The organism is Pseudomonas sp. KB_12 (genome assembly GCF_052114545.1).
Taxonomy (GTDB): Bacteria; Pseudomonadota; Gammaproteobacteria; order Pseudomonadales; family Pseudomonadaceae; genus Aquipseudomonas; species Aquipseudomonas brassicacearum.
The window spans coordinates 304,250-327,786 of sequence record NZ_JBFREY010000007.1; the positions used below are offsets into that span (position 1 = coordinate 304,250).

General features: G+C 62.6%; 25 protein-coding genes and 2 pseudogenes. 11 read left to right on the forward strand and 16 right to left on the reverse strand.

The window, feature by feature from the left end; genetic code table 11:
* Positions 1-56: 56 nt before the first annotated feature.
* From AB4Z20_RS08120 to AB4Z20_RS08155, 8 genes are all read right to left on the reverse strand, one after another.
* Positions 57-1,061 carry a glutathione S-transferase family protein gene (locus tag AB4Z20_RS08120; protein ID WP_253476209.1) on the reverse strand — a complete coding sequence of 335 codons (1,005 nt, stop codon included), beginning with the start codon at positions 1,059-1,061 and terminating at the stop codon, positions 57-59.
* 88 nt (positions 1,062-1,149) lie between these two features.
* Positions 1,150-2,151, reverse strand: a complete 1,002-nt coding sequence (locus AB4Z20_RS08125) for a glycosyl transferase family protein (protein WP_258688758.1) — start codon at positions 2,149-2,151, stop codon at positions 1,150-1,152.
* Entirely contained in the window at positions 2,148-2,483 is a 336-nt protein-coding gene (locus AB4Z20_RS08130; protein ID WP_253476205.1) for a TusE/DsrC/DsvC family sulfur relay protein, read from the reverse strand. Before AB4Z20_RS08130 ends, AB4Z20_RS08125 begins: the two co-directional genes overlap by 4 nt.
* Entirely contained in the window at positions 2,480-2,773 is a 294-nt protein-coding gene (tusB, locus tag AB4Z20_RS08135; RefSeq protein ID WP_003203312.1) for a sulfurtransferase complex subunit TusB, read from the reverse strand. The genes AB4Z20_RS08130 and tusB overlap by 4 nt, the downstream gene beginning before the upstream one ends.
* The gene (tusC, locus tag AB4Z20_RS08140; RefSeq protein ID WP_014337699.1) at positions 2,773-3,135 is read right to left on the reverse strand and encodes a sulfurtransferase complex subunit TusC; all 363 of its coding nucleotides are present in this window, start codon (positions 3,133-3,135) and stop codon (positions 2,773-2,775) included. The genes tusB and tusC overlap by 1 nt, the downstream gene beginning before the upstream one ends.
* The gene (gene tusD / locus AB4Z20_RS08145) at positions 3,135-3,527 is read right to left on the reverse strand and encodes a sulfurtransferase complex subunit TusD (RefSeq protein WP_258688757.1); all 393 of its coding nucleotides are present in this window, start codon (positions 3,525-3,527) and stop codon (positions 3,135-3,137) included. Before tusD ends, tusC begins: the two co-directional genes overlap by 1 nt.
* 230 nt (positions 3,528-3,757) lie before the next feature.
* Positions 3,758-4,093, reverse strand: a complete 336-nt coding sequence (locus tag AB4Z20_RS08150) for a DUF6388 family protein (protein WP_253476201.1) — start codon at positions 4,091-4,093, stop codon at positions 3,758-3,760.
* 2 nt (positions 4,094-4,095) lie between these two features.
* A complete protein-coding gene (locus AB4Z20_RS08155; protein WP_014337702.1) occupies positions 4,096-4,356 on the reverse strand; it encodes a hypothetical protein in 261 nt (86 codons plus the stop codon).
* A 142-nt stretch (positions 4,357-4,498) separates the two neighbouring features.
* Between AB4Z20_RS08155 and AB4Z20_RS08160 the strand changes: the two genes are divergently transcribed.
* Positions 4,499-4,849, forward strand: a complete 351-nt coding sequence (locus tag AB4Z20_RS08160) for a hypothetical protein (RefSeq protein ID WP_013693699.1) — start codon at positions 4,499-4,501, stop codon at positions 4,847-4,849.
* Positions 4,850-5,058: 209 nt separating this feature from the next.
* Here AB4Z20_RS08160 and AB4Z20_RS08165 read toward each other — a convergent pair whose 3' ends face one another.
* The gene (locus tag AB4Z20_RS08165) at positions 5,059-5,490 is read right to left on the reverse strand and encodes a GNAT family N-acetyltransferase (protein WP_442089670.1); all 432 of its coding nucleotides are present in this window, start codon (positions 5,488-5,490) and stop codon (positions 5,059-5,061) included.
* Between the two features lie 164 nt (positions 5,491-5,654).
* Between AB4Z20_RS08165 and ggt the strand changes: the two genes are divergently transcribed.
* From ggt to AB4Z20_RS08185, 4 genes are all read left to right on the forward strand, one after another.
* Entirely contained in the window at positions 5,655-7,382 is a 1,728-nt protein-coding gene (ggt, locus tag AB4Z20_RS08170; RefSeq protein ID WP_253476197.1) for a gamma-glutamyltransferase, read from the forward strand.
* Positions 7,383-7,422: 40 nt separating this feature from the next.
* Positions 7,423-7,956: a cysteine hydrolase family protein gene (locus AB4Z20_RS08175; protein WP_320388988.1), complete on the forward strand. Its 534-nt coding sequence runs from the start codon at positions 7,423-7,425 to the stop codon at positions 7,954-7,956.
* A gap of 172 nt (positions 7,957-8,128) precedes the next feature.
* Complete coding sequence (locus AB4Z20_RS08180) at positions 8,129-9,349, forward strand: helix-turn-helix domain-containing protein (protein WP_253476193.1); 1,221 nt, start codon at positions 8,129-8,131, stop codon at positions 9,347-9,349.
* Positions 9,350-9,383: 34 nt separating this feature from the next.
* The gene (locus tag AB4Z20_RS08185) at positions 9,384-10,016 is read left to right on the forward strand and encodes a Vgb family protein (RefSeq protein WP_024616063.1); all 633 of its coding nucleotides are present in this window, start codon (positions 9,384-9,386) and stop codon (positions 10,014-10,016) included.
* Between the two features lie 152 nt (positions 10,017-10,168).
* Here the strand turns inward: AB4Z20_RS08185 and AB4Z20_RS08190 are convergent, their stop codons facing one another.
* Positions 10,169-11,029, reverse strand: a complete 861-nt coding sequence (locus AB4Z20_RS08190) for a CAP domain-containing protein (RefSeq protein WP_253476191.1) — start codon at positions 11,027-11,029, stop codon at positions 10,169-10,171.
* 177 nt (positions 11,030-11,206) lie between these two features.
* Positions 11,207-12,172, reverse strand: a complete 966-nt coding sequence (locus tag AB4Z20_RS08195) for an EamA family transporter (protein WP_320388985.1) — start codon at positions 12,170-12,172, stop codon at positions 11,207-11,209.
* Between the two features lie 549 nt (positions 12,173-12,721).
* On the opposite strand from AB4Z20_RS08195, the pseudogene AB4Z20_RS08200 reads away from it, so the two are divergent.
* Together AB4Z20_RS08200 and AB4Z20_RS08205 are read left to right on the forward strand one after the other, a co-directional pair.
* Positions 12,722-12,874: pseudogene (locus AB4Z20_RS08200) on the forward strand (ATP-binding protein); the annotation flags it as partial.
* Positions 12,875-12,970: 96 nt separating this feature from the next.
* Entirely contained in the window at positions 12,971-14,062 is a 1,092-nt protein-coding gene (locus tag AB4Z20_RS08205) for an SMP-30/gluconolactonase/LRE family protein (protein WP_442089671.1), read from the forward strand.
* Positions 14,063-14,274: 212 nt separating this feature from the next.
* Here AB4Z20_RS08205 and AB4Z20_RS08210 read toward each other — a convergent pair whose 3' ends face one another.
* Positions 14,275-15,279, reverse strand: a complete 1,005-nt coding sequence (locus AB4Z20_RS08210) for a LacI family DNA-binding transcriptional regulator (protein WP_253476181.1) — start codon at positions 15,277-15,279, stop codon at positions 14,275-14,277.
* Positions 15,280-15,445: 166 nt separating this feature from the next.
* Here AB4Z20_RS08210 and AB4Z20_RS08215 point away from each other — a divergent pair, with 166 nt between their 5' ends.
* The 3 genes from AB4Z20_RS08215 to AB4Z20_RS08225 all read left to right on the forward strand — a co-directional run bounded on the left by AB4Z20_RS08215 (position 15,446) and on the right by AB4Z20_RS08225 (position 19,195).
* Positions 15,446-16,621, forward strand: coding sequence for a Gfo/Idh/MocA family protein (locus AB4Z20_RS08215; RefSeq protein ID WP_442089672.1), 1,176 nt, complete (start codon positions 15,446-15,448; stop codon positions 16,619-16,621).
* Positions 16,618-17,697, forward strand: a complete 1,080-nt coding sequence (locus tag AB4Z20_RS08220; protein ID WP_253476177.1) for a sugar phosphate isomerase/epimerase family protein — start codon at positions 16,618-16,620, stop codon at positions 17,695-17,697. Before AB4Z20_RS08215 ends, AB4Z20_RS08220 begins: the two co-directional genes overlap by 4 nt.
* Positions 17,698-17,962: 265 nt before the next feature.
* Entirely contained in the window at positions 17,963-19,195 is a 1,233-nt protein-coding gene (locus tag AB4Z20_RS08225) for a nucleoside permease (RefSeq protein ID WP_442089673.1), read from the forward strand.
* 24 nt (positions 19,196-19,219) lie between these two features.
* Here AB4Z20_RS08225 and AB4Z20_RS08230 read toward each other — a convergent pair whose 3' ends face one another.
* Positions 19,220-19,876, reverse strand: a complete 657-nt coding sequence (locus tag AB4Z20_RS08230) for a polysaccharide lyase family 7 protein (protein WP_442089674.1) — start codon at positions 19,874-19,876, stop codon at positions 19,220-19,222.
* 245 nt (positions 19,877-20,121) lie between these two features.
* Between AB4Z20_RS08230 and AB4Z20_RS08235 the strand changes: the two genes are divergently transcribed.
* Positions 20,122-20,457, forward strand: coding sequence for a hypothetical protein (locus AB4Z20_RS08235; protein WP_100264074.1), 336 nt, complete (start codon positions 20,122-20,124; stop codon positions 20,455-20,457).
* 167 nt (positions 20,458-20,624) lie between these two features.
* On the opposite strand, the gene AB4Z20_RS08240 is transcribed toward AB4Z20_RS08235, so the two are convergent.
* The 3 genes and pseudogenes from AB4Z20_RS08240 to AB4Z20_RS08250 all read right to left on the reverse strand — a co-directional run.
* The gene (locus AB4Z20_RS08240) at positions 20,625-22,388 is read right to left on the reverse strand and encodes an L-lactate permease (RefSeq protein ID WP_253476171.1); all 1,764 of its coding nucleotides are present in this window, start codon (positions 22,386-22,388) and stop codon (positions 20,625-20,627) included.
* A gap of 253 nt (positions 22,389-22,641) precedes the next feature.
* Positions 22,642-22,977, reverse strand: a pseudogene (locus AB4Z20_RS08245) (DUF6124 family protein).
* A gap of 368 nt (positions 22,978-23,345) precedes the next feature.
* Positions 23,346-23,537 (reverse strand): hypothetical protein (locus AB4Z20_RS08250; RefSeq protein WP_442089675.1); only part of this gene is annotated, 192 nt, incomplete at its 5' end.

A 23,537-nucleotide genomic window follows, 5' to 3' on the forward strand; every position in this document is an offset into this window, starting at 1 on the left:
ACTGTGGGAGCGAGCTTGCTCGCGATGAGGCCCTCAAATACAGCGAAAACCCAGGATCAATCCCCCGCCCCGCGCCAAATCCCTTTCCCACTCAACCTTCCCCGATCATGGGCGACCGTAAAGTCCTGCTTCGGCCCCTTGGGCACGATCCCATTCGGGTTGATGGTCTTGTGGCTGCCGTAGTAATGGCCCTGGATGTGGGCGAAATCCACGGTCTCGGCAATGCCTGGCCACTGGTACAACTCCCGCAGCCAGTTCGACAGGTGCGGATAATCGGCGATGCGCCGCAGGTTGCATTTGAAGTGGCCGAAGTACACCGCGTCGAAGCGGATGATCGTAGTGAATAGGCGAATATCCGCCTCGGTCAGGTATTCGCCAGCCAGGTAGCGGCGGGTTGCCAGTAACGCTTCCAGCCAATCCAGCTCGGCAAATAGCCGGTCGAAGGCTTCTTCATACGCTGTTTGGGTCGTGGCGAATCCGGCACGGTATACACCGTTGTTCACCGCCGGGTAGATCCGCTCGTTCAAGGCGTCGATATCGCGACGCAGGTGCTCGGGATACAGGTCCAGGTCGTTGCCGGTCAAGCCGTCGAAGGCACTGTTGAACATGCGGATGATTTCCGCCGATTCATTGTTGACGATGCGTTGTTGGCGTTTGTCCCACAGCACCGGCACGGTGACGCGGCCGGTGTAGTCCGCTGTGTCGGCGGTGTAGCGCTGATGCAGGAAGCTCAGGTTGTCGAGTTTGTCGCCAGTGGAGCCATGGGCCTTGTCGAAGGTCCAGCCGTTTTCCAGCATCAGGGAGCTGACTACCGACACATCGATCAAGTATTCCAGGCCCTTGAGCTTGCGCAAGATCAGCGTGCGGTGCGCCCAGGGGCAGGCCAGGGAGACGTACAAATGGTAGCGCCCGGCCTCGGCGACAAAACCGCTGTCGCCCGAGGGGCCGGCGCTGCCGTCGGCGGTCACCCAGTGGCGGCGTTGTGCCTGTTCGCGCTGGAAGGTGCCGTCCTTGCTTTCATACCACTGGTCCTGCCAGCGGCCCTCGACCAACAAACCCATCTGGATGTCCTCGCTCAATAGTCATTGGAGGCGAGTCTATTCCTATAGGTTCGAAGTAAAAGCGCAAAGGTTGGGCGCTAATGATCGGTTAAATCGAACGATCCCGGGCATCCCAATACTGCCGGGCTTTGTCGAACGCTTCTTCGCGAGCCAGGCCCAGGCCACGCAAGGCCAGGGCCATGGTGGCGATCAGCGCCAGTTGCGGGTAGCTGTCTTCGACGTCACCGCGCCAGATCGCTTTCAAGTGCTCGGGATCGAGGTTTTCCGGTTTGACGTGGCGCTGCTCGGCCAGTCGCGGCCATTCTTCGTCCCAGCTGACGCCGCCGGTGGTGCCGTACAGGTGGCTGTCGGCGTCCGGGTTGATCTCGATCTCGCCGCCGTCGCCCTTGATGACGATGGCGGTATCACCGAGCAAACCGCTGGCATCGCGGTGCACGGCCTGATAGCCCGGGTGGAAGATGCTTTGCAAGCCGCAACGGGCGGCCAGCGGGTTGAGGATGCGTGCCAGGGAGTGGATCGGCGAGCGCAGGCCCAGGGTGTTGCGCAGGTCGATCATCCGCTGCATCTGCGGCGCCCAGTCCACCAGCGGCATGAAGGCCAGGCCGCCGTTGTCCAGCGCGCTGCCGACCCGCTGCCAATCCCGGCACAGCGGAATCTGCAACAAGCCCAGCAATTGTTCGGTATAGAGCCGACCTGCCGTATGAGCGCCGCCGCCGTGCATGAAGATCCGCACGCCGTTCTGCCCAAGGCACTTGGCCGCCAGCAGGTACCACGGCAAATGGCGCTTCTTGCCGGCGTAGGTCGGCCAGTCGAGGTCCACCGCCAATGCCGGGACCACCAGGCGTTCACGCAGGGCCTCGGTGAAACCGGCCATCTCCTCGGCACTTTCTTCCTTGTGTCGCAGCAGCATCAGGAAGGCGCCAAGCTGGGTGTCCTCGACCTTTTCGTCGAGCACCAGGCCCATGGCTTCGCGGGCTTCCTCGCGGGTCAGGTTGCGGGCGCCGCGCTTGCCTTTGCCAAGGATGCGCACGAACTGGGCGAACGGGTGTTCGGCCGGGGTCTCAAGGGTCAGCGATGGGAAGTCGGTCATAAGCAATTCGTCGGTTTGGGCAGGCCCGCCAGCTTGGCGGCGAGTTTGGCGGGAGTGCCTTTGAACAATCGGTTCAGGTGCAGGCTGTTGCCTTTGTCCGCGCCCAGTTTCAGCGTCGTGTACTTGATCAGCGGCCGGGTCGCGGGGGAGAGCTGGAATTCGTCGTAGAAACCGCGCAGCAGTTCGAGGATTTCCCAGTGTTCGGGACTCAACTCGATGTCCTCAGCGGTGGCCAGGGCCGTGGCGACCTCGGCCGACCAGTCGTCAAGGTCGGCCAGGTAGCCGTCCTTGTCCAGCGCGATGGCGCGGTCGCCCACGTTCAGCGTCTTCATAGCCAGGTGTTGACCTTGTCGTGTTCGATCGACAGCTCGACGAAACCTGAGTAGTTGATGGCTTCGGCCCAGTCTGGCGTGTCCAGGGCGCGAGCCTGGAGGTCTTCGGCGAGCACGAACAGGTTCACACCGGCGGCCTGCAGCACTTCAAACGGTGGGCTGCCCGGTTGCAACGCGTACGTCGCGTCGCCGCACAGCAGCAGCGCATCCTGATTGCCCAGCACCCGCAGGCAACTGGCGAGGCGGTTATCGCCGAAGGGCGAATGAGACAACACATGCAAAGTCGACATCAGAGGGTGATCACCTGGTCGTAACGGTCAATGAGCGCGGCGATTTGCGGCGCGGTCAGTGCTTTCACGTCGCCCAGCGCCAGGGTATCGGTGGCGATACCTCGTTCGGCGGCGCTGTCGGCACAGAGGAACAGGTCCTCGACACCGAACATCGGCAACGCCTGCAGGTTGGCGCTCAGGTCTTTTTGCTGGACCGCCTTGGCGTTTTGGCCGGCCGTGAGCTGGAATACTCCGTCATCGAGAAACAGCAGGCCGATGGGCAGGTCGAACGCACCGCCGGCCAGGACGATGTCCAGCGCTTCCCGGGCACCGGGGCCGGACCATGGGGCCTGGCGGCTGATGAGCAATAAAGACTTGGCCATCACGCGCCTCCAAAGCAGATCAAACGGTCGGCGTCCTGGATCGCATCGTGCAACTGGCCCAGCCCGGACAAGGCCCAGGGCGCCTCGACGCTAACCGCCGAACGCTGGTAGCGCTGGGCCTCTTCCTCGTTCAACACCCCACGACGCAACGCCGCCGCGATGCAGACCACGCCGTCGAGCTGGTTGTCGCTGACAAAAGCACGCCACTGCTGGGGCAGGTCTTGTTCGTCCTGGGGCGTGACGACACTGGCGCAGGCGTTATAGACGCCGTCCTGATAGAAAAACAGCCGCACGATCTCATGCCCGCCCGCCAGCGCCGCCTGGGCAAATAGCAAGGCACGGCGCGAGGAGGGCGCATGGGCGGCGGAAAACAGCGCGATGGCGAACTTCATGACAGACCCGATCAGCAAAACTGCGGCCATGATAAAGCTTTATGGGCGGTGGGGCGATTGTGAGGAACGGGCAAGATCTTTGGAGGTTGACCCTGTGGCGAGGGAGCTTGCTCCCGCTGGGTCGCGCAGCGGCCCCAAAACCTGCCAAGGGAGTGTGTCAGGCGAACGACGGAGAATGAACGGGGGCTGCTTCGCAGCCCAGCGGGAGCAAGCTCCCTCGCCACAGGGGGTCAGTGCTTAACCTTTAGGCCATGCAACTCGCAATACTCCGCCCATTCCATCCCCGCCATCTCCGCCACTTCCTTGTGCACCTCCAGGCGCTGGGCCTGGTAGTCCTGGGGCGAGGCGGCGGTCAGTTGCAGGGTCAGTTCCCAGGCAAACAGGCCCAGGCGCTCGGCCTCGGCTTCGAAGGCTTCATGCAACCGCTCGGCGCGGTACTGCGCGGCGGTCTCGCCCTTGGCCTGGGCCAGCAGCGGGTTGAGGTGGTCCAACTCGACGCGCAGCTCGGGGCGCTCGTCGAGGAATTTTTCCAGGGCTCGTTCGTGTTGCTGTTCGGTTGCCGCCATGGTCACTCCTTGGGGGATGCAGACTGCTTCTTGCTGGCCTTGGCCGCAGCCGCCAGGCATTCGAGGGCGAACTGTTCGGTGTAGGTCATCTGGATCGGCGTGGTTTCGCCCTTGACGGTGCGTTCGCCGTCGAGGATGTAGCGAATCCGCTTGTCGGTGACGCCGATGCGCTTGGCGATCCAGGACGGTGTCTGGCCGATCTGGCTGATCAGTTTGTCGGCGTATTCGGCGGTGGGTTTGTAGAATTCGGCGTTGGGGGTCATGGGGTGTTCCGCGTGGCTGGTGGCAATGGCGCGACAGGGTGCGCGAATCGCAGGCCGATGTCCCGTGTAAATTTCAGTAAAGCAGCACGAAGGCCCGGGCCGCAGTGCTACAGTCCGTTTTTTTTCTTGATGAGTGAACGCAATGCGAATGTTGACCGTGGCCCTGGCCGCAACCTTGCTGGCCGGCTGCGCGGGTTCTGCGATGAACGAGGCCCGGACCCAGGCCCCTTACAAGACCCTGACCTCGGACAAACCAGAACAGGTCGTGGCCCAGTGCGTGCAATTCTCCTGGCAGGACGAAGCGGTGTTCGGTGTCGATGCCGGCGCCTACCTGCAACCGGGCAAGAAGGGCGGCTCGACGGTCTACACCCGCTCTGCCGAATCGTTTGTCGATTTGCATGCCGGTGCGACAGGCACCGAGTTGAGTTATTACGCCAAGCATGACGACTTCGTGGCCAAGCGCCGGTTGGCGGCGCTGGCGACGTGTCTTTAAGCAGATAGACCGATCGCGAGCAGGCTCGCTCCCACAGAGGATTGGCGGTGAATCCGGCCCCTTGTGGGAGCGAGCTTGCTCGCGATGGCGGTGGGTCAGACAACGGAAATATTGATTGTTAGATCGCTATCGCGAGCAAGCTCGCTCCCACACTGGTCCGGGGGGGCCGAAAGATTGCCATCTACCGCAACCCCCACAGGGGCTGGTTTTTAGTCAGAGGGTGTCAGGCGCTTCTGTAAGAAGAAGCGCTGGTGGCCTGGCGGGTAGTCGTCGATCTGGCCGATTTCCGTGAAGCCGTGTTTGCGGTAGAACTCCGGGGCCTGGAAGTCGAAGGTATCCAGCCAGATGCCCACGCAGTTTTTCTCCCGGGCCAGTTTTTCGGCCATCTGCATCAGGGTCGAGCCGGTGCCCTGGCCCCGGGCCTGTTCCGGTACTACCAAGAGCTCGATATACAGCCAGCGAAAAAACACCCGACCATACAGCCCGCCGACAATTTCGTCCTGTTCGTCCCGCACCAGCCAGGCCACCAGTTCAGGTGCACTGCCGCCGGTCTTCGCTGTGTTATAGGCGCGTAGCGGGGCGATGATGGCTTGGCGTTCTTCGTCGGTGGGCGTGTCCGTGCGTTCGATTCGTAGCGTCATCGGCGATGTCCTTATGCAGTCAAGATGAACCGCAGGAGCCTATCGCAAAGGCTACCGTGGCGTCACCCGGTCGACGGGTAAACAGGCGCATTACGCAAACCGGGCCATACTAGCTAGTTGCTTGATGCGATCCCCGACTTTTTAAAACAAGAAGAGGCCGACTCATGAAGTTCGAATCCTTTGCCCGGACCCTCGTTGCCACCACCCTGACCCTCAGCTGTTTGTATGCCCAGGCCGCCTCCCAGGCGCCAGTGGCCGCCGAGAACGGCATGGTGGTCACCGCCCAGCACCTGGCGACCCACGTGGGTGTCGATGTGCTCAAGAACGGCGGCAATGCCGTGGATGCGGCGGTGGCGGTGGGGTATGCCCTGGCGGTGGTGTATCCGGCGGCGGGTAATCTGGGCGGGGGTGGGTTCATGACCCTGCAACTGGCCGATGGCCGCAAGACGTTCCTGGATTTCCGCGAAAAGGCCCCCCTGGCCGCCACCGCCAACATGTACCTGGACAAGGACGGCAACGTCGTGCCCGAACTCAGTACTCGCGGCCATCTGGCGGTAGGCGTGCCTGGTACCGTGTCCGGCATGGAGTTGGCGCTGAAGAAGTACGGCAGTAAACCGCGGGCGGAATTGATCGCCCCGGCCATCAAGTTCGCCGACGAAGGTTTCACCCTGGAGCAGGGCGATGTCGATCTGCTGGAAACTGCCACCGATGTGTTCAAGAAGGACATGCGTGACTCCGGGGCGATTTTCCTGCACAACGGCGAGCCCATGCAGGTCGGCCAGAAACTGGTGCAAAAAGACCTCGCCAAGACCCTGCGGGAAATCTCCGCCAAGGGCGCCGACGGCTTCTACAAGGGCTGGGTCGCCGATGCCCTGGTCACCTCCAGCCAGGCCAACAAAGGCATCATCACCCAGGCCGACCTGGACAAGTACAAGACCCGCGAGCTGGCCCCGGTGGAGTGCGACTACCGCGGCTATCACATCATCTCGGCGCCGCCGCCCAGTTCCGGCGGGGTAGTGCTGTGCCAGATCATGAACATCCTCGACGGTTATCCGATGAAGGACCTGGGGTTCCATTCGGCCCAGGGCATGCACTATCAGATCGAAGCCATGCGCCACGCCTACGTGGACCGCAACAGTTACCTGGGTGACCCGGACTTCGTGAAGAACCCCATCGACCATCTGCTGGATAAAAACTACGCCGCCAAACTGCGGGCCGCGATCGAACCGCAAAAGGCCGGCGACTCGCAGAAGATCAAGCCCGGCGTGGCGCCCCATGAGGGCAGCAACACCACCCATTACTCCATCGTCGACAAGTGGGGCAATGCTGTTTCGGTCACCTACACCTTGAACGACTGGTTCGGTGCCGGTGTCATGGCGAGCAAGACCGGGGTGATTCTCAACGATGAAATGGACGACTTCACCGCCAAGGTCGGCGTGCCCAACATGTACGGCCTGGTGCAGGGCGAAGCCAACGCCATCGCGCCGGGCAAGGCGCCGCTGTCGTCCATGAGCCCGACCATTGTCACCAAGGACGGCAAGACGGTCATGGTGGTGGGTACCCCGGGCGGCAGCCGGATCATCACCGCGACGTTGCTGACTATCCTCAATGTGATCGACTACGGCATGAACCTCCAGGAGGCGGTCGACGCACCGCGTTTCCACCAGCAGTGGATGCCGGAGGAAACCAACCTGGAGACCTTTGCGGCCAGCCCGGATACCCGCAAGCTGCTGGAGAGCTGGGGGCACAAGTTTGCCGGCCCGCAGGACCCCAACCACATTGCCGCGATCCTGGTCGGTGCGCCGTCGTTGGCCGGCAAGCCGGTGGGCAAGAACCGCTTCTATGGCGCCAACGACCCCCGTCGCAACACTGGGTTGTCGCTGGGGTATTGAGTCATCGCGCGGCTCCGATATCGTTTGAAGAGGGAAGGTCATGAACACCGCATTGCTGATCATCGATGTCCAGAACGCGCTGTGCTCAGGCGAAGAGGAATGCTTCGACAGCCAGCGCATCATCCGGACCATCAACGAGCTGGCGGCCAAAACCCGGGCCCTGGGCTTGACGGTGATCCTGATCCAGCACGAAGAGTTGGAAGGTTCGCTGACGTATGGTTCTGCCGCCTGGCAACTGGCCGCCGACCTGTTGACCGCTGCCGATGACCTGCGGGTGCGCAAGACCACCCCCGATGCCTTCTACCAGACCGACCTGCAACCGTTGTTGCAGGCCCGAGGCATCGACCGCCTGGTGATCTGCGGGCTGCAAACCGACTATTGCGTCAACGCCACCGTGCGCCAGGCCCATGCCCTGGGGTACGACGTGGTTCTGGCGGCCGATGCCCACTCCACGGTGGACAACGGCAGCATGGCCGCCGAGCAGATCATCGCCAATCACAACAACCGATTGGGACGGCTGAGCAGTGCGGTATCGCGGATCGATGTGGTGGCGGCGGCTGACATTCGCTTGTAGCCGATACCCATTGCTTGGATTGGGCTGTAGGAGCTGGCGAAGCCTGCGATCTTTTGATCTTATCTTTCGCTCTCGACTCAATGAGCGCTGGAAAGATCGCAGCCTCGTTACACTCGTCAGCTCCTACAGCGTCCAGCGGGAGCAAGTTCCCTCGCCACAAAGGTCATCGTTCATGGATCACGAGATCACCACGGCAGCGCGCGCACTGGCAGCGGGCGACCCTGTCGCTGCGCTCAGTCGCGTAGCACTGCGCAACGATGCCCCGGCCCTCGCGCTTCGCGGCATTGCCATGGCGCAGTTGGGGGATCTGGTTCGGGCCAGGGCGCTGATGCGTCGGGCGGGCGCGGCCTTCGGGCCCAAGGAGGCCGTGGCACGGGCGCGCTGTGTGGTCGCCGAAGGCGAAATCGCCCTGGCGTCCCGTGACCTGGCTTGGCCGATGAAGCGCCTCGCCGCCGCGCGGGCGGTGCTTGAAACCCACGGCGACCGGGCGAACGTTGCGCATGCCCACACGATCGAAATCCGTCGGCTGCTGTTGATCGGTCGGCTCGACGCGGCCGAACGCAGGCTCGTTGACCTGGAGCTTGCCTGCCTGCCCTTGGCATCACGGGCGGCTTGCGAGTTAGTGGCTGCGGGAATCGCCATGCGGCGCCTGCAAACACAGGCCGCCCACGCCGCCCTCGATCGGGCCGGGCAAGCCGCAGGGCAAGCGGGAATCGGCGCGCTGAGCGCCGAAATTGAAAGCGCCTGGCGGCTACTGCGCACCCCCGCCGCGCGGCTGATCGCCCGAGGCGAAGAGCGCTTGCTCCTGCTGGAAGAGGTGCAAGCGCTGTTGGCCGGGCCGGCGTTGGTGGTGGACGCGTGCCGCTACGGGATCAGCGGTGCCGGCATTCAGGTCAGCCTTGCCCGGCGTCCGGTATTGTTCGCCCTGGCGCGAGGGCTGGCGCAAGCCTGGCCTGGCGATGTGTCGAGGGAAACGCTCATGACCCAGGCCTTCGGCTTGAAACTGACGGATGAATCCCATCGCGCCCGGCTGCGGGTCGAGATGGGGCGGTTGCGTGCCACGCTTCGTCCGTTGGCTGGCGTGAGGGCAACCCAGCGCGGTTTTACCCTGATGCCGCGATATGCCGATGAGGTTGTGGTGCTGGCGCGAGTGGTCGAGGAGCCCTATGGCGCGGTGCTGGCATTGCTGGCCGACGGTGAGGCCTGGTCCAGTTCAGCCCTGGCGCTGGCCCTGGACATCAGTCAGCGTAGCGTGCAGCGGGCCTTGGAAACGCTGGCCGCCGCCGGTAAGGCGCAGTCGTTCGGGCGCGCCAGGGCCCGTCGCTGGCTGGCGCCACCGATGCCTGGATTCGCGACGGTATTGTTACTCACTGCGCTGCCATCGGAGGATTAGGCTGCAGTCACACACCACTGATGAGGCGAGTGAGATGAAACGTTCAGAGGCACAGATCCTGCGTGAATACGGTCCTTTCCCGGGCGTCGATTGCGTGCACGGCGTGAGCCATGACGGCGAGCGCGTCTGGTTCGCTTCAGGCGACAAGCTGCATGCCCTCGATCCCGCCAGCGGCCAGACCGTGCATTCGCTCGATGTCCCGGCGAATGCGGGCACGGCGTTCGACGGTGAGCACTTATTCCAGATCGCCGGCGACAGCATCCGCAAGATTGATCCACGCACCGGTCAGGTATTGGCGACGATTCCGGCCCCCAACAGCGGTGATGATTCCGGCCTGGCGTGGGCCGAAGGATCGCTCTGGGTCGGTCAGTACAAGGCGCGCAAGATACTGCAGATCGATCCCGCCGATGGAAGGGTCCTGCGCACCATTGAATCCAACCGCTTTGTCACGGGCGTGACCTGGGTCGACGGAGAGCTTTGGCACGGCACCTGGGAAAACGACGAGAGCGACCTGCGGCGTATCGATCCGCAAACGGCACAAGTGCTGGAAAGCGTGACGATGCCGCCTGGGATCGGTGTGTCGGGGCTGGAGTCCGACGGGGCTGACCGGTTTTTCTGTGGCGGCGGTGGCAGTGGCAAGGTGAGGGCGGTGCGTCGGCCGGCGTGAGCGTTGGCGGATTCGCCGTAGCCCTGGTGGCGAGGGAGCTTGCTCCCGCTCGACCGCGAAGCGGTCGCCAATGCCTTGGGCCTGCTTCGCAGTCCAACGGGAGCAAGCTCCCTCGCCACAACAGCGGATGGCTCAGCGCTGGGAATGGTGTTTCACGGCGCGCCAAGCACCATCGTCCAGTACACCCCCGCATCACTGCGCGAATCGCTGGCGGAAGCTGCGCCCATCTGGGTGAACATCGGGTTCATCAGGTTGGCGCAGTGCCCCGGGCTGGCCAGCCAGTCTTGCATGGCCTGGCTCGGCGAGCGTTGACCGGCGGCGATGTTCTCGCCCAGTTTATGCCCGCGAAAGCCGGCGCTCTTGGCGCGATCGGAAGAGGAGCGGCCGTCCGGGTCGCGATGGGCGAAATAATTCTCGCGGGCCATCGACCGGCTGTGGCCTTGGGCGGCGGTTCCCAACGCGGCGTTCCAGCTCAGCGGCCGGGCCGCCGCGAAGCGCTGGCGCCCGCACATCCGCGGCCTGGCCCTGGCGGCGTTGACCTGGGCCAGCAGCGACTTGTCCGTCGCCCCCGCGTCGTTTATCCGCGTGCCAGCCATGGGCTGCGCGAGCACCACACGCCATTCATCACCGACCCGATTGACGCCGATGTCGGCGTATTGGTTGTCCAGCAGCGCTGCGCAATGTTCATCGGCCAACATGTCGAAGGCTTCTTCGGCGTCCCGCGCATCGGTCAGGCGGATGCTGCGCACGGCCCGGGCTTGATAGCCGGCGTCTTTCAAGGTTTCCCGCAGGCCACCACGAAAGCCCATCGGCAAGCCCAGGTTCGAACGCAGCACCAGCGGCGGCGTGGCACGCACCGTGCGCCATTCACAGCGGCGTGATTGGCTACGGAAATCGTTGATGGCGTCCACCAGCTGCCTTTCGCCGCGGGCGTGGGCAGGGCTGGCAAATAAGGGGAACAGGGCAAGCAAGCACAGCGAAACGAAACGGCAAGAGCGAACAGGGTGGCGCATGGGGCGAACGGCTCAAGAGGGGGAGTTGCCATAGCGCCAGGCTTGGCGCCGATCAGCTGGAAAACCCGTCGCTGCAGATTGGCGGGGTTTTCACGGCTGGGGTAGGACTGTCGGTTTGGAAACAAGTTTCCGAGGACGAAGACTATCTACGAACTGGCACAACGGTGTTCAGTCGGTTCAATTCGCCGTTTCAGCCACAGGCGCCTTGACCCGCTCAACCTTGCGATAGGTCAGCAGCACGATGCCCGTCACCACAATCGCGCCACCCATCACCTGGCCCGGGTTGAGCATTTGGTCCAGCACCAGCCAGCCGATCAGCAGCGTGGCCAGCGGTTCGATGTTCATCACCGGGGCGTTGCGCGGCATGTCCAGGCGGGGCACGGAAATGAACAGCACAGTGAACCCGGTGCCGTAGAGCACCACCAAGGTCGCCAGGGCGAACCAGCCGGTGCTGCTGGCTGGCAGGTCGAAACCACCGGGCAGGGCGCCGGTCAGGCCAGCGAGGTTGACGCTGCTGAACACGATGAAGATCGTCAGCAGGCTGCGGACCGAGCCGCGCACCTGGGACAACTTGTGATCGGTGATCCACAGTGCGCAGGCAAAGGCGCAAGCAGCGCAAAAGGCCAGGCCCACCCCCAGCAGCCATTGCGGGCCGACGCCTTGCCCGGACGATAACCGCGCCGGCACTTCCAGCACGAACACCAGGCCCACCAGGATCATGCCCATTAACGCGGCGGTACGCGCCGTCGGACGTGGCCCGCCCAGGGCCCAGGTCAGCAAAGCAAGCAGGATTGGAAACACGTTGCCCACCAGCAACGCCAATGCCACTGGCACCCGGGCCACGGCGGAGTACAGGCACAGGCTCTGGGCGCCGATCAACAGCCCCAACGTCAATTGCCAACGCCACGCGCCGGGCGGCAAGCGCAGGCTCTGTCGTTGCCAGAGCACCATCGCAGCCAGCACCAGCAGCGTCCCGCCCGAGCGCAGCAAGATCGCCAGCAGCACACCAGCACCGTCGTCGAACGCGGCCCGCGCGGCGACGTGGTTGCCGGCGAAGGCACAGCCCATGCACAGCAGGACGAGCACCGCGAGGTGGCGGGGTAACGGCGTGGGGGTGTCAGGTGCGGCGATGGAGCGGGTCATGGCAGGTGTCTCGAAGGCGACCGCCAAGGCAAAAGGCCCCGGATCGGTTGTTAGTTATAGGTTGTCGTACGACTGTAAGGTTTTTACCTCGTGGGGTGCAAGGGACAGGGTGCGCAGGCCTGTGGGTTCTGGTGCATGGGGGTGGTCGTCTCGGTGTTTACTGCTTTGGTGTGTATATCCGTTATTTCGGTAACGGCGGCTGGCGGTTCCGCTCTTACAGCGGGTCACTTTTGGAAGAGCGCCAAAAGTAACCAAAAACGCTTTGCCCCACCACTCGGTGCCTCGCTAGGGCTCGGCATGCCCTCACTCCGGCATTGCTCCGTGGGCCGCCGCGAAGGGCCATCCATGGCCCAGCGCGGCTACCTCGGCATCCATGCCGAGGTGCCCACTGCGCAATGCCTGCGTTCGGCCAGCGTGGTTAACGGGGCGCCGAGATCAACGTCCACCGCGAGGCGGCCTAACGGCCGGCCTGGTTCTTGGTGGAGACCGCGTTTCTCCTGTGGGAGCGGGCTTGCTCGCGAAGGCGGTGGGTCGGTTTGTGGTGATGTTGGATGTGCCGAGTACGGTTCCACGGCTGGGCTCGGACTTGGCCTGCACATCGCTTCGGCGATCGTATCGGCCCATCAGRGCACCATCAAGGTCCACTCGCAGGCGCAAGTCGGCACGACCTTTACCGTTCGTATACCGCTGAACCCGGCCTGATCGACTGTCTGCAAGAGCAGGCTCATATACTTGTACGATGTCTTATCACGTAGTAAAACAGTCGTCCCGTCCAATAATAATTAACGGAGACGCACGATGGATGCTTCGCAATCTGCAACCGCCGCCGATCAGGGCCGCCGGCTATTCCTGAAAAAATCCCTGGTGGTCTCGGCCGCTGCCGCCGCCCTTGGCAACCTGCCCGGGCTCGCCCAGGCCGAGCCCTTGAGCCAGCGTTACCCAGACCCGCTGATCAATATCCTTGACCCCAGCTTCATGGACTTGCGCATCTTCAACGCCAGCGTGGAGAAACTCGCCAGCGGCCTGCGTTGGGCAGAAGGGCCGGTGTGGGTCGGTGACGGTCGTTACCTGCTGGTCTGCGACATTCCCAACAACCGCATCGTGCGCTGGGATGAAATTACCGGTGGCCTGTCGGTCTACCGCGAGAATTCCAACTTCTCCAACGGCATGTGCCGCGATCGCCAGGGGCGGTTGCTGGTGTGCGAAGGCTCTACCACCGCCAGCGAAGGCCGACGCATCACCCGCACCGAGCACAACGGCACGATCACCGTGCTGGCGGACAGTTTCGAAGGCAAGCCGCTGAACTCGCCCAACGACATCGTGTGCAAGCGCGATGGCTCGGTCTGGTTCACCGACCCACCGTTCCAGACCGGCAACAACTACGAGGGGCACAAAGTCACGCCTGTCCAGCCCCATGCGGTGTATCGCATCGACGGCGAAACGGGCAAGGTCACCCGGGTCATCGACGATCTGGCGGGGCCGAACGGGCTGTGTTTTTCCCCGGATGAGAAAATCCTCTACGTGGTCGAAGGCCGGGCCAAGCCCAACCGCTTGATCTGGGCGATCACGGTCAAGGATGACGGCACGCTGGGTGAGCGGCGCAAACACATCGAAGGCCTGGATTACGCGGCGATCGACGGAATCAAATGCGATGAAAGCGGCAACCTCTGGTGCGGTTGGGGCGGCAATGGCGACCCCAAGGCCGACCTGGAGAAACTCGACGGCGTGCGGGTGTTCAACCCTGAAGGCAAGGCCATCGGGCACATCTCCCTGCCGGAACGCTGCCCCAACGTTTGCTTCGGCGGGAGGGAAGGCAATCGGTTGTTCATGGCTGGCAGCCACTCGCTGTATTCGCTGTTTGTGAATACACGGGGGGCGACGTTTGCCTGAGTGAATCACTCATGCTCGGTGGATGAATGGATTTTGTGGCGAGGGAGCTTGCTCCCGCTGGGCTCTGTAGGAGCTGGCGAAGCCTGCGATCTTTTGATTTTGATCTTTCGCTTGAGACTCAAGTGTCTTGGGAAAGATCGCAGCCTCGTTGCACTCGACAGCTCCTACAGGCGCGACCCAGCGGGAGCAAGCTCCCTCGCCACGGGTTCCACTCACTGTCTGGTTCTAGGAGCCGTACTGCCACGCACCGTCAACTCAAACGGCAACACCACATGCCGTTCGGCAATCGGCTTCTTCTCGATCAGAGCAATCAGCATCTGCACCGCTTTTTCCCCAAAGACTTCGGCAGGCTGTGAAATGGTGGTCAGGGGCGGGTCGCAATAGGCGGCGAACGGGATGTCGTCAAACCCCACCAGGGAAATATCCTCGGGCACCCGCAGGCCCATTTGCTTGATGCGCCTGAGCGCGCCGATGGCCATCTCGTCGTTTTCACAGAACAGCGCGCTGGGCCGGTCGGCCAGCGCCAGCATCGCGCCGGCCCCGTCATCACCGGCCTTCAACGTGAAGTCGCCATGGCAGATCAGGCTTGGGTCGACGGCGATATCGGCCTGGTTCAGGGCATCCTGGTAACCGGCCACGCGGTCCAGGGTCAAGGGGCTGCTGCGTGGCCCCTTGATGATGCCGATGCGGCGATGGCCGAGGCCGATCAGGTGCTCGGTCATGGCCTGGGCGGCGGCGCGGTTGTCGAGGCTGATGGTCGGGTAGGGGGCGTGCTTGACCACTTCGCAGGCGTTGACCAACGGCAGGCTTTCGGCGCCTGCGGGCATCGATTCGAAAGGATCGCTGGCACGCAACTGAATCACCCCGTCGGCCTGGTGGGCGTAGACCAGCGCGGCAAATTCCCGCTCGATCTGCGCGCGGCCCTGGGTGTCGCACAGCAGCAATCGATAACCCGCCGCCTGCGCGGCCTGCTGCGCGCCGCTGATGACCCGGGCGAAAAACGTATTGGCGATGGTCGGCACCAGGATCACCAGGTTGCCGGTGCGCCGGGAGCGAAATTGCACCGCCATCAGGTTGGGCCGATAGCCGGCCTGTTCCACCGCCGCGTTGACCTTGTCCCGCGTTTCGGGAAGCACCCGCTCGGGCGATTTCAGGGTTCTGGACACCGTGGCCACCGAAACACCGGCCAGCCGGGCCACTTCACGAATGTTGGACAAAATCACCTCGGGGGCAGGGGCTACGGTTGGGGAGCTTACCGCAGGTTGGGCGCCTCACAAATGTTCATGCGTAACCTCGTGGGGTTTGACACGCAGGAAAACTGAGCCTAGATTTCCGCCATGATGTAACCGGTTACATCATCATCCAGACAGGAAGACAATCGCGATGAATCCTGTAGCACCGAAAATAAGAATGGGCTTCGTCGGCGGTGGAGAGGGCGCGTTCATCGGCCAGGCCCATCGTCAGGCTGCGGGCCTGGACGGCAGTTTCGAACTGGTCTGCGGCGTATTCAGCCGCGACCCTCGCAACACTCGGCAGACCGGCGCGGCCCTGGGCCTGGCCGGGTCCCGTTGCTACCACGACTGGCAGCAGATGCTCGACACCGAAGCGCTGCTGCCGCTTGATCAACGCATGGAACTGCTGGTGATCGTCACGCCCAATCATCTTCATGCGCCCATTGCCAGCCAGGCCTTGAAAGCCGGTTTCCATGTGTTCAGCGAGAAACCCGCTGCGCTGGACCTCAACGAGTTGCTGGCCCTCAGGGAGGTGCTGCAAGGCAGCCGTTGCCTCTACGGCCTGGCCCACACCTACCTGGGCTATCCCATGGTTTGGCAGGCGCGGGAGATGGTGCGTTCGGGCGAGATCGGCCAGGTGCGCAAAGTGCTGGTCGAGTACCCCCAAGGCTGGCTCAGCCAGGATGTCGCCGCCCAGGGCAATAAACAGGCCGAGTGGCGCGACGACCCCGGGCAGTCCGGCCTGGGCGGATGCATTGGCGACATCGGCACCCACGCGTTTTCCTTGGCCGAATTCGTCGCAGACCAGCCTATCCAACAGCTATGCGCCGTCTTGGGTACGCACATCCCGGGCCGACAATTGGATGACGACGCCGCGATGCTGTTCAAGATGGCGGGCGGTGCCAGCGGCGTGTTGATCGCGAGCCAGGTCTGCACCGGCGAAGAGAACCCGCTGAAGATTCGCGTCTACGGTGACAAGGGCGCCTTGGAGTGGCGCCAGGAAGAACCGGCGAGCCTGATCCATCGCGCCGTTGACCAACCTCTGCGCATCTTGCGTAGCGGCGTCGGCCAGCCGTGGCTGTGCGCGGCGGCCACCCAGCGTATGCGCCTGCCGGCCGGGCATCCCGAGGGCTACCTGGAGGCCATGGCCAACCTCTACGGCGATTTCGCCCAGGCCATTCGCAGCCATGTCGAAGGCCCCGACGCCCCCGGAGTACCCGGCATCGAGACCGGCTTGCGGGGCATGGCGTTCATTGAGGCCGCCATCCTCAACCACCGTGGCGAGACGAAGTGGACCGCCGTGCAAACCGGAGCATCCCTGTTGTGAATACCCTCGACAAGACACCGAGCGGCCTGCGTGGCCCAGGCATTTTCCTGGCGCAATTCATGTCCGCCGAAGCGCCGTTCGACACCCTGGCCAACATCGCCCAGTGGGCCGCTTCGCAAGGCTACAAGGCCATTCAACTGCCAACGTCGGGCACGCAGTACATCGACTTGGCCCGGGCCGCCGAGAGCCAGGATTATTGCGATGAACTCAAGGCCACCTGCGCCCAGGCCGGTGTCGAGATCAGCGAGTTATCGACGCACCTGCAAGGCCAGTTGGTGGCGGTGCACCCGGCGTTCGACGCGCTGTTCGACGACTTCGCCCCGGCCCATCTGCGCGGCCAGCCCCAGGCGCGCACCGAGTGGTCGATCGAGCAACTCAAGCTGGCCGCCCGCGCCAGCCAGCGGCTGGGTCTCAAGGCCCATGCGACGTTTTCCGGCGCGCTGCTGTGGCCGTATCTCTATCCCTGGCCGCAGCGCCCGGCGGGCCTGGTGGAGCAGGGGTTCGCCGAACTGGCCCGGCGCTGGTTGCCGATTCTCGACTGCTTCGACGCGGCGGGGGTGGACCTGTGCTACGAGATCCACCCCGGCGAAGACCTCCACGACGGGGCCTCGTTCGAGCGCTTCCTGGAGGCCGTCGATCACCACCCACGGGCGGCGATCCTCTACGACCCCAGCCATCTGCTGCTGCAACAGATGGACTACCTGGGTTTCATCGATCGCTACCACGCGCGCATCCGCATGTTCCACGTCAAGGACGCCGAGTTCCGCCCCGATGCCCGTTCCGGGGTGTACGGCGGTTACCAGGGCTGGGTCGATCGGCCCGGGCGGTTCCGTTCGTTGGGCGATGGCCAGATCGATTTCAAATCGATCTTCAGCAAACTGACCCAATACGATTTCAGCGGTTGGGCGGTCCTGGAATGGGAGTGCTGCCTGAAGGATTCGCAACAGGGTGCGGCAGAAGGCGCTGCGTTTATCCAGCGGCACATGATCAGCAAGACTGGCAAGGCGTTCGATGACTTCGCCAGCGTCACGGCGGATGAGGATTCCAATCGGCGGTTGTTGGGCCTTTTGAGGTAGCCCGCGCAACACAAAGCCCCTGTGGCGAGGGAGCTTGCTCCCGCTGGGCCTGTAGGAGCTGTCGAGCGAAGCGAGGCTGCGATCTTTCCCGGATACATGAGCCTTAAGCGAAAGATCAAAAGATCGCAGCCTTCGGCAGCTCCTACAGCGCAGCCGAGCGGGAGCAAGCTCCCTCGCCACAAAAGCAGGCAGCCCACAAAGCAGGCCACAAAAGCGGCGCAAGGTTTTTCATTTTCACAAGAACAACAATAAAACGGTGACTGTCATGACCACGATGAACGCACGCCTCAGCGTGATGATGTTCCTGCAGTTTTTTATCTGGGGTGGCTGGTTCGTCACCCTGGGGACATTTCTCTCCAGCACGCTGGGCGCCAGCGGCGGGCAGATCGGCATGGCGTTTTCCACTCAGTCGTGGGGGGCGATCATTGCGCCGTTTGTCATCGGCCTGATCGCCGACCGCTACTTCAATGCCGAACGGATCCTGGCGGTGTTGCACCTGCTGGGCGCGGTGTTGCTGTATCAGTTGTATTCGGCGGCGGATTTCAGCGTGTTCTACCCGTATGTACTGGCGTACATGGTGGTCTACATGCCGACGCTGGCCCTGGTCAATTCCGTGGCGTTCCGGCAAATGCGCGACCCGGCGCTGGAGTTCTCGCGCATCCGGGTGTGGGGCACGATTGGCTGGATCGTCGCGGGCGTGGTGATCAGTTTTGTGTTCGCCTGGGATTCGCGTGAAGCGATCTCGGCAGGCGGCTTGCGCAATACGTTCCTGATGGCGGCCGTCGCTTCCCTGGTCCTGGGGCTCTACAGCTTCACGCTGCCGGCCACGGCGCCGCTCCAGGAGCAGGCGAGCGGTGGTGGCATCAAGCAGCTGTTGGGCTTGGATGCATTGGGGCTGTTGAAGGACCGCAGCTACCTGGTGTTCTTCATCGCCTCGATCCTGATCTGCATTCCCTTGGCCTTTTATTACCAGAATGCCAACCCGTTCCTGGCCGAAACCGGCATGACCAACCCAACGGCGAAGATGGCCATCGGGCAGGTCTCGGAAGTGTTGTTCATGCTGCTGTTGCCGCTGTTCATCCAGCGCTTCGGCATCAAGCTGGCGCTGTTGGTGGGCATGTTGGCGTGGGCGCTGCGCTACCTGTTGTTCGCCTACGGCAATAACGGCGACCTGGCGTTCATGCTGTTTACCGGCATTGCCCTGCACGGCATCTGCTACGACTTCTTTTTTGTCTCGGGGCAGATCTACACCGATGCCAAGGCGCCGAAGCATTTGCGCAGTTCGGCCCAGGGCCTGATTACCCTGGCGACCTATGGCGTGGGGATGTTGGTCGGTTTCTGGGTGGCGGGGCAGGTGACCGATCACTTTGTCCTGGAGGGCGGCCACGATTGGAAAAGCATCTGGCTGTTCCCGGCCGGTTTCGCGTTGGTGGTGTTCGCCTGTTTCCTGTTTTCCTTCAGCGGCCGGCAGGTGGTTAACGCGCCATCAAAGGCCTGAAGCAGAAGAGAGGCTGGGCGTCAGTCATTGATGGCTCACGTCCAGCTTGGTGTAGGTCACTTTTCCGCCTTCGTTGGAATAGCCGACGTTGTCCAGGGTGTAGACGCCGGCTTTGAAATAGAAGTTGTAGCCGTACCAGGACGGGTCGAGCTTCACTTGCTTGCCGAGGTTGTTGATCAGGACCGTGAGCTTGCCCTGTTTGTCTATCTGCAAGGAGTAGGTGAAGACTTTGTTCAAGGCCACGTTCGGCACGGTGAAGATCACCGGGCTTTTCGGGTCCTTGGGTTTGACCCGGTATTCGACGTCCAGGTTACCGCTGCCCTTGACAAAGCGGTATACCAGCTTCAGCAAGGGGGCGGGGGCATCCTTGGCATGGATCTGTGCGACAACCACACGACCGGCGGAAGGTACCTGGTTCACGGCCAGGGTGCCTTTGAGGGTGTTGACGCCGCTGTTGTAACGCCAGTTGCGCAATTTGCCGTCTTTCGAGGTTTCCCGCAGCTCGGAGCGTGGGTACTCGCTTTTGCCGGTATGAGAACCGGTCACCGGCGCCCAGAACACGATTTTGTCACCGGTGTTGGTGAAGTACTGGTTGCGCAGCGTTGGAACGGCCTTGGTCGCAACGGTCAAGGCGGGTGTCTGTATAGGAAGCGTGATGTTCCAGACGGTCAGGTCGATCATGGTTACAAGCTCTGGCAGGCTGGCGCTCATACGCATTCAGCCGGGGTGTGCGCGAGCCGTCCATGGCGCTGTTTTCAGCGTATCGACAGGGAATTGTTCCGCTGGAGGGACATCTGACGGATGGCTCTGGGGTGAGCCTGACAGGCGGTTTGCGGATTGCGGGGATAATGTCAATTTGTTGCTGATCGGTTAGAGTACGCGCCGCCCGAGAGACGGATCCCGGGCGTTTTCTCATGGAGTATTCAATGAACCACATCAGCAAAGTTGTCGCCTGCGCAGTGTTCGGCCTGGCCCTGGCGGGTTGCACCGGCACCCCGATGAAAACCCAGCAATACGACAGCAGCCAATACACCGTTGTCGGCCACAGCGAAGCCAAGGCCACCGGCCTGCTGCTGTTCGGCGTGATCCCGATTCGCCAGAACAACCGTTTCGTGCGTGCCCAGGACGCGGCAATCAAGGCCAAGGGCGGCGACGCCATGATCAACACCCAAGTCCAGGAAAACTGGTTCTGGGCCTGGGTCCTGACCGGCTACACCACCTCGGTGTCCGGTGATGTGGTCAAGCTGAAAAACGTTCAGTAACACCCTGCTTTAAAGGTAGGGCGCCAATCGGTTTTGAAGGTGTTCACCTGTGGCGAGGGAGCTTGCTCCCGCTGGGGCGCGCAGCGGCCCCGTTTTTTGCGGTCGCTGCGCAACCGAGCGGGAGCAAGCTCCCTCGCCACAAAAGCACACCCTCACGTCCCTATCTATCAATGTCCGCCGACGACCATATGCGTGAACGGCGCCACATACGCCTGCAACGTCACCAGCCCGCCCACCAGAATCGCCAGCACCACCGAGTGGAAAAACACGTAGCGCAGGATCTCGCCTTCGTGACCGTACCAACGGGTGGCGGTGGAGGCGACCACGATCGACTGGGCGTCGACCATCTTGCCCATGACCCCGCCGGAACTGTTGGCCGCAGCCATCAACACCGGGCTCAGGCCCAACTGCTCGGATGTGACTCGTTGCAAGCCGCCAAACAATACGTTGGACGCCGTGTCCGAACCGGTCAGCGCCACGCCGAGCCAGCCCAGCAAGGTGCCGAACATAGGGTAGAAAATGCCGGTGGCGGCGAAGGCCAGGCCCATGGTCGCGTCCAGGCCTGAGTAGCGCGTGAGAAACCCCAGGGCCAACATCGCCACGATGGTGATCAGCGAGTAGCGCACCACCCAGAGCGTTCGCACGTAGTGGTGCAGCAGTTGCGGGATGGAATAGCCCATCAGCAAGCCACCGAGAATCGCCGCCAGGAAAATGCCGCTGCCAGTGGCGGTGAACCAGTTGAACTTGTAGACCGCTTCCTCGGTTTTAGGCTGGGGCACCACGGGCGGGACTTTCTCGATCTGCTGGTGGATGGTGCCGAAGGTCACCAGGGGCGAGAAGATCGGGTTGGCCTCACGCATCGGTTTGCCTTGGGGATCAAGCTTGGCCGATTGGGTCTGCGGGTCCAGCGCCGGGCGGGTATCGAACAGGTTCTTGAAACCCTGGGTGCCCCAGGCGAACACGAAGACCGTAAGGATGATCCATGGCATCCAGGCCCGTAGCACAGCCGGTTGCGCATCACTGGAAAAGGTGCCGCTGGCCTGCGGTTTTTCATCTTCGCTGGCGTCGATTTTCGAATCATCGACCCGTCCCGACAACGCTGCGGACGTATGCACCGTGGCCGGTTTCCAGACCTTGAGAAAAGCGGTTAGGCAGGCCATGGAAATCAGCGCGGCAATCACATCCACCAGCATCGGCCCGTGGTAGTTCGACACCAGGAACTGCGGGACGGCGAAGCTGACACCGGCCACCAGAATCGCCGGCCAGATTTCCAGCATCTTGCGCCACCCGGCAAACGCCCAGATCAACCAGAACGGCACGATCACCGAAAAAAACGGTAACTGCCGACCGACCATCATCGACAACTCCATTTCATCCAGCCCGGTAACCTTGGCCAGGGTGATGATCGGCGTGCCCAGGGCGCCGAACGCCACGGGCGCAGTGTTGGCGATCAGCGCCAGGCCCGAGGCGGCCAAGGGGGAGAAACCCAGCCCGATCAGGATCGCCCCGGTCACCGCCACCGGCGTGCCGAAACCCGCGGCGCCCTCGAAGAACGCACCGAAGCAAAAGGCGATCAGCAGCAATTGCAGGCGCCGGTCGTCGGTGATGCGTGCGAGGGAATCCTGCAAGACCTTGAACGAGCCGTTCTCGGTGGTCAGCCGGTGCAGAAAGATGATGTTGAGGACAATCCAGCCAATGGGCAGCAGCCCGTTGGCCGCGCCATAAAGTGCCGCCGAACCGGCCATGCCGGCGGGCATGCCGAAGGCGAAGATCGCGATCAGCAAGGCCGAGGCCAAGGCCATCAACGCCGCCAGGTGCGCCTTGACATGAAAGAACGCCAGGGACGCCAGCATCACCACCACCGGAACCGCCGCCAGGAGCGTCGACAGCACTGCATTACCGAAGGGATCGTAGACTTGTTGCCAGACCATGTTCCACCTCTGCTTTTTATTGTTGGAAGTGCAGGCCCCGGGGGGATTGGCAAAGAAGTATAGGCGGGGATTGGGGGAGGGGATTGTCCAGGGAATAGCCGGGCATACTCCAGTCGATCGTCCCCACGCTCCGCGTGGGAATGCCGCCAGGGACGCTCCGCGTTCCGCTTCTGGGATGTGACGCAGAGCGTCACGGGATGCATCCCCACGCAGAGCGTGGGAACGATCAAATACAGGCCTTTTGTGATGAAGGCTAGCGTGCTTCGACGTTATCCAGCGCGCGGTTCGCCAGCAATGCGCCCAGCTCGATCAGTTGCTGGATACCCAGGATAATGTGGCGCCTGGGACCTTCCTGGTCGAACGCCAGGTCACTGACCATGGCATTGGCCGAGGCCAGGGTTTAGCTGAGGTTGGCGAGCAGGGTTTCGGTGTCGACGCCATGGGCGACGGTGAAGAGCTGGCCTGGATCGGCCTCGGGTTTGTTGGGTTTGGGCTTGAGGTAGTGATCGAGGATGCGGTCGGCGGCTTTGTCGAACGCTTTTGAGTTGGCTGGATCGGTGTCCGGTGGGTTGGGTGTTGGTTTGAACATGGTTGAATCTCCAAATCGAAAAATGGAGCCATCACTCTCGCTACCAAACGAAGGGTGGCGGCCATACGCGGGTTGGTAGACCGGTGACTTGGAGAACCGGCGCGTCCGAAGACGCCCTGCGCATGACCGCCATAAAACAGTTCCGAAATGGACTGTATGACAAGGGCTATGCGACAAGTCAAAAGCCGGGCTACCAAACCCGATCGCTGATTCAATCAGCGACCCAGAAACGATAGAGCCCTGGCCCAAGGCGCACAAGCCGGCGGATTCTGGCGCAGTTGTAGGCAACGGCGCAAGACAACGTAGCCCGATCCCGAATGCTCCTACATCTGGATAAACAAGGTCCGCTGCTGGACTGGGAGCCTGGGTTAACAAAACACCTGTGGCGAGGGAGCTTGCTCCCGCTGGGTTCTGTAGGAGCTGGCGAAGCCTGCGATCTTTTGATCTTGATCTTGATCTTGATCTTGATCTTGATCTTGATCTTGATCTTGATCTTGATCTTGATCTTGATCTTGATCTTGATCTTGATCTTGATCTTGATCTTGATCTTGATCTTGATC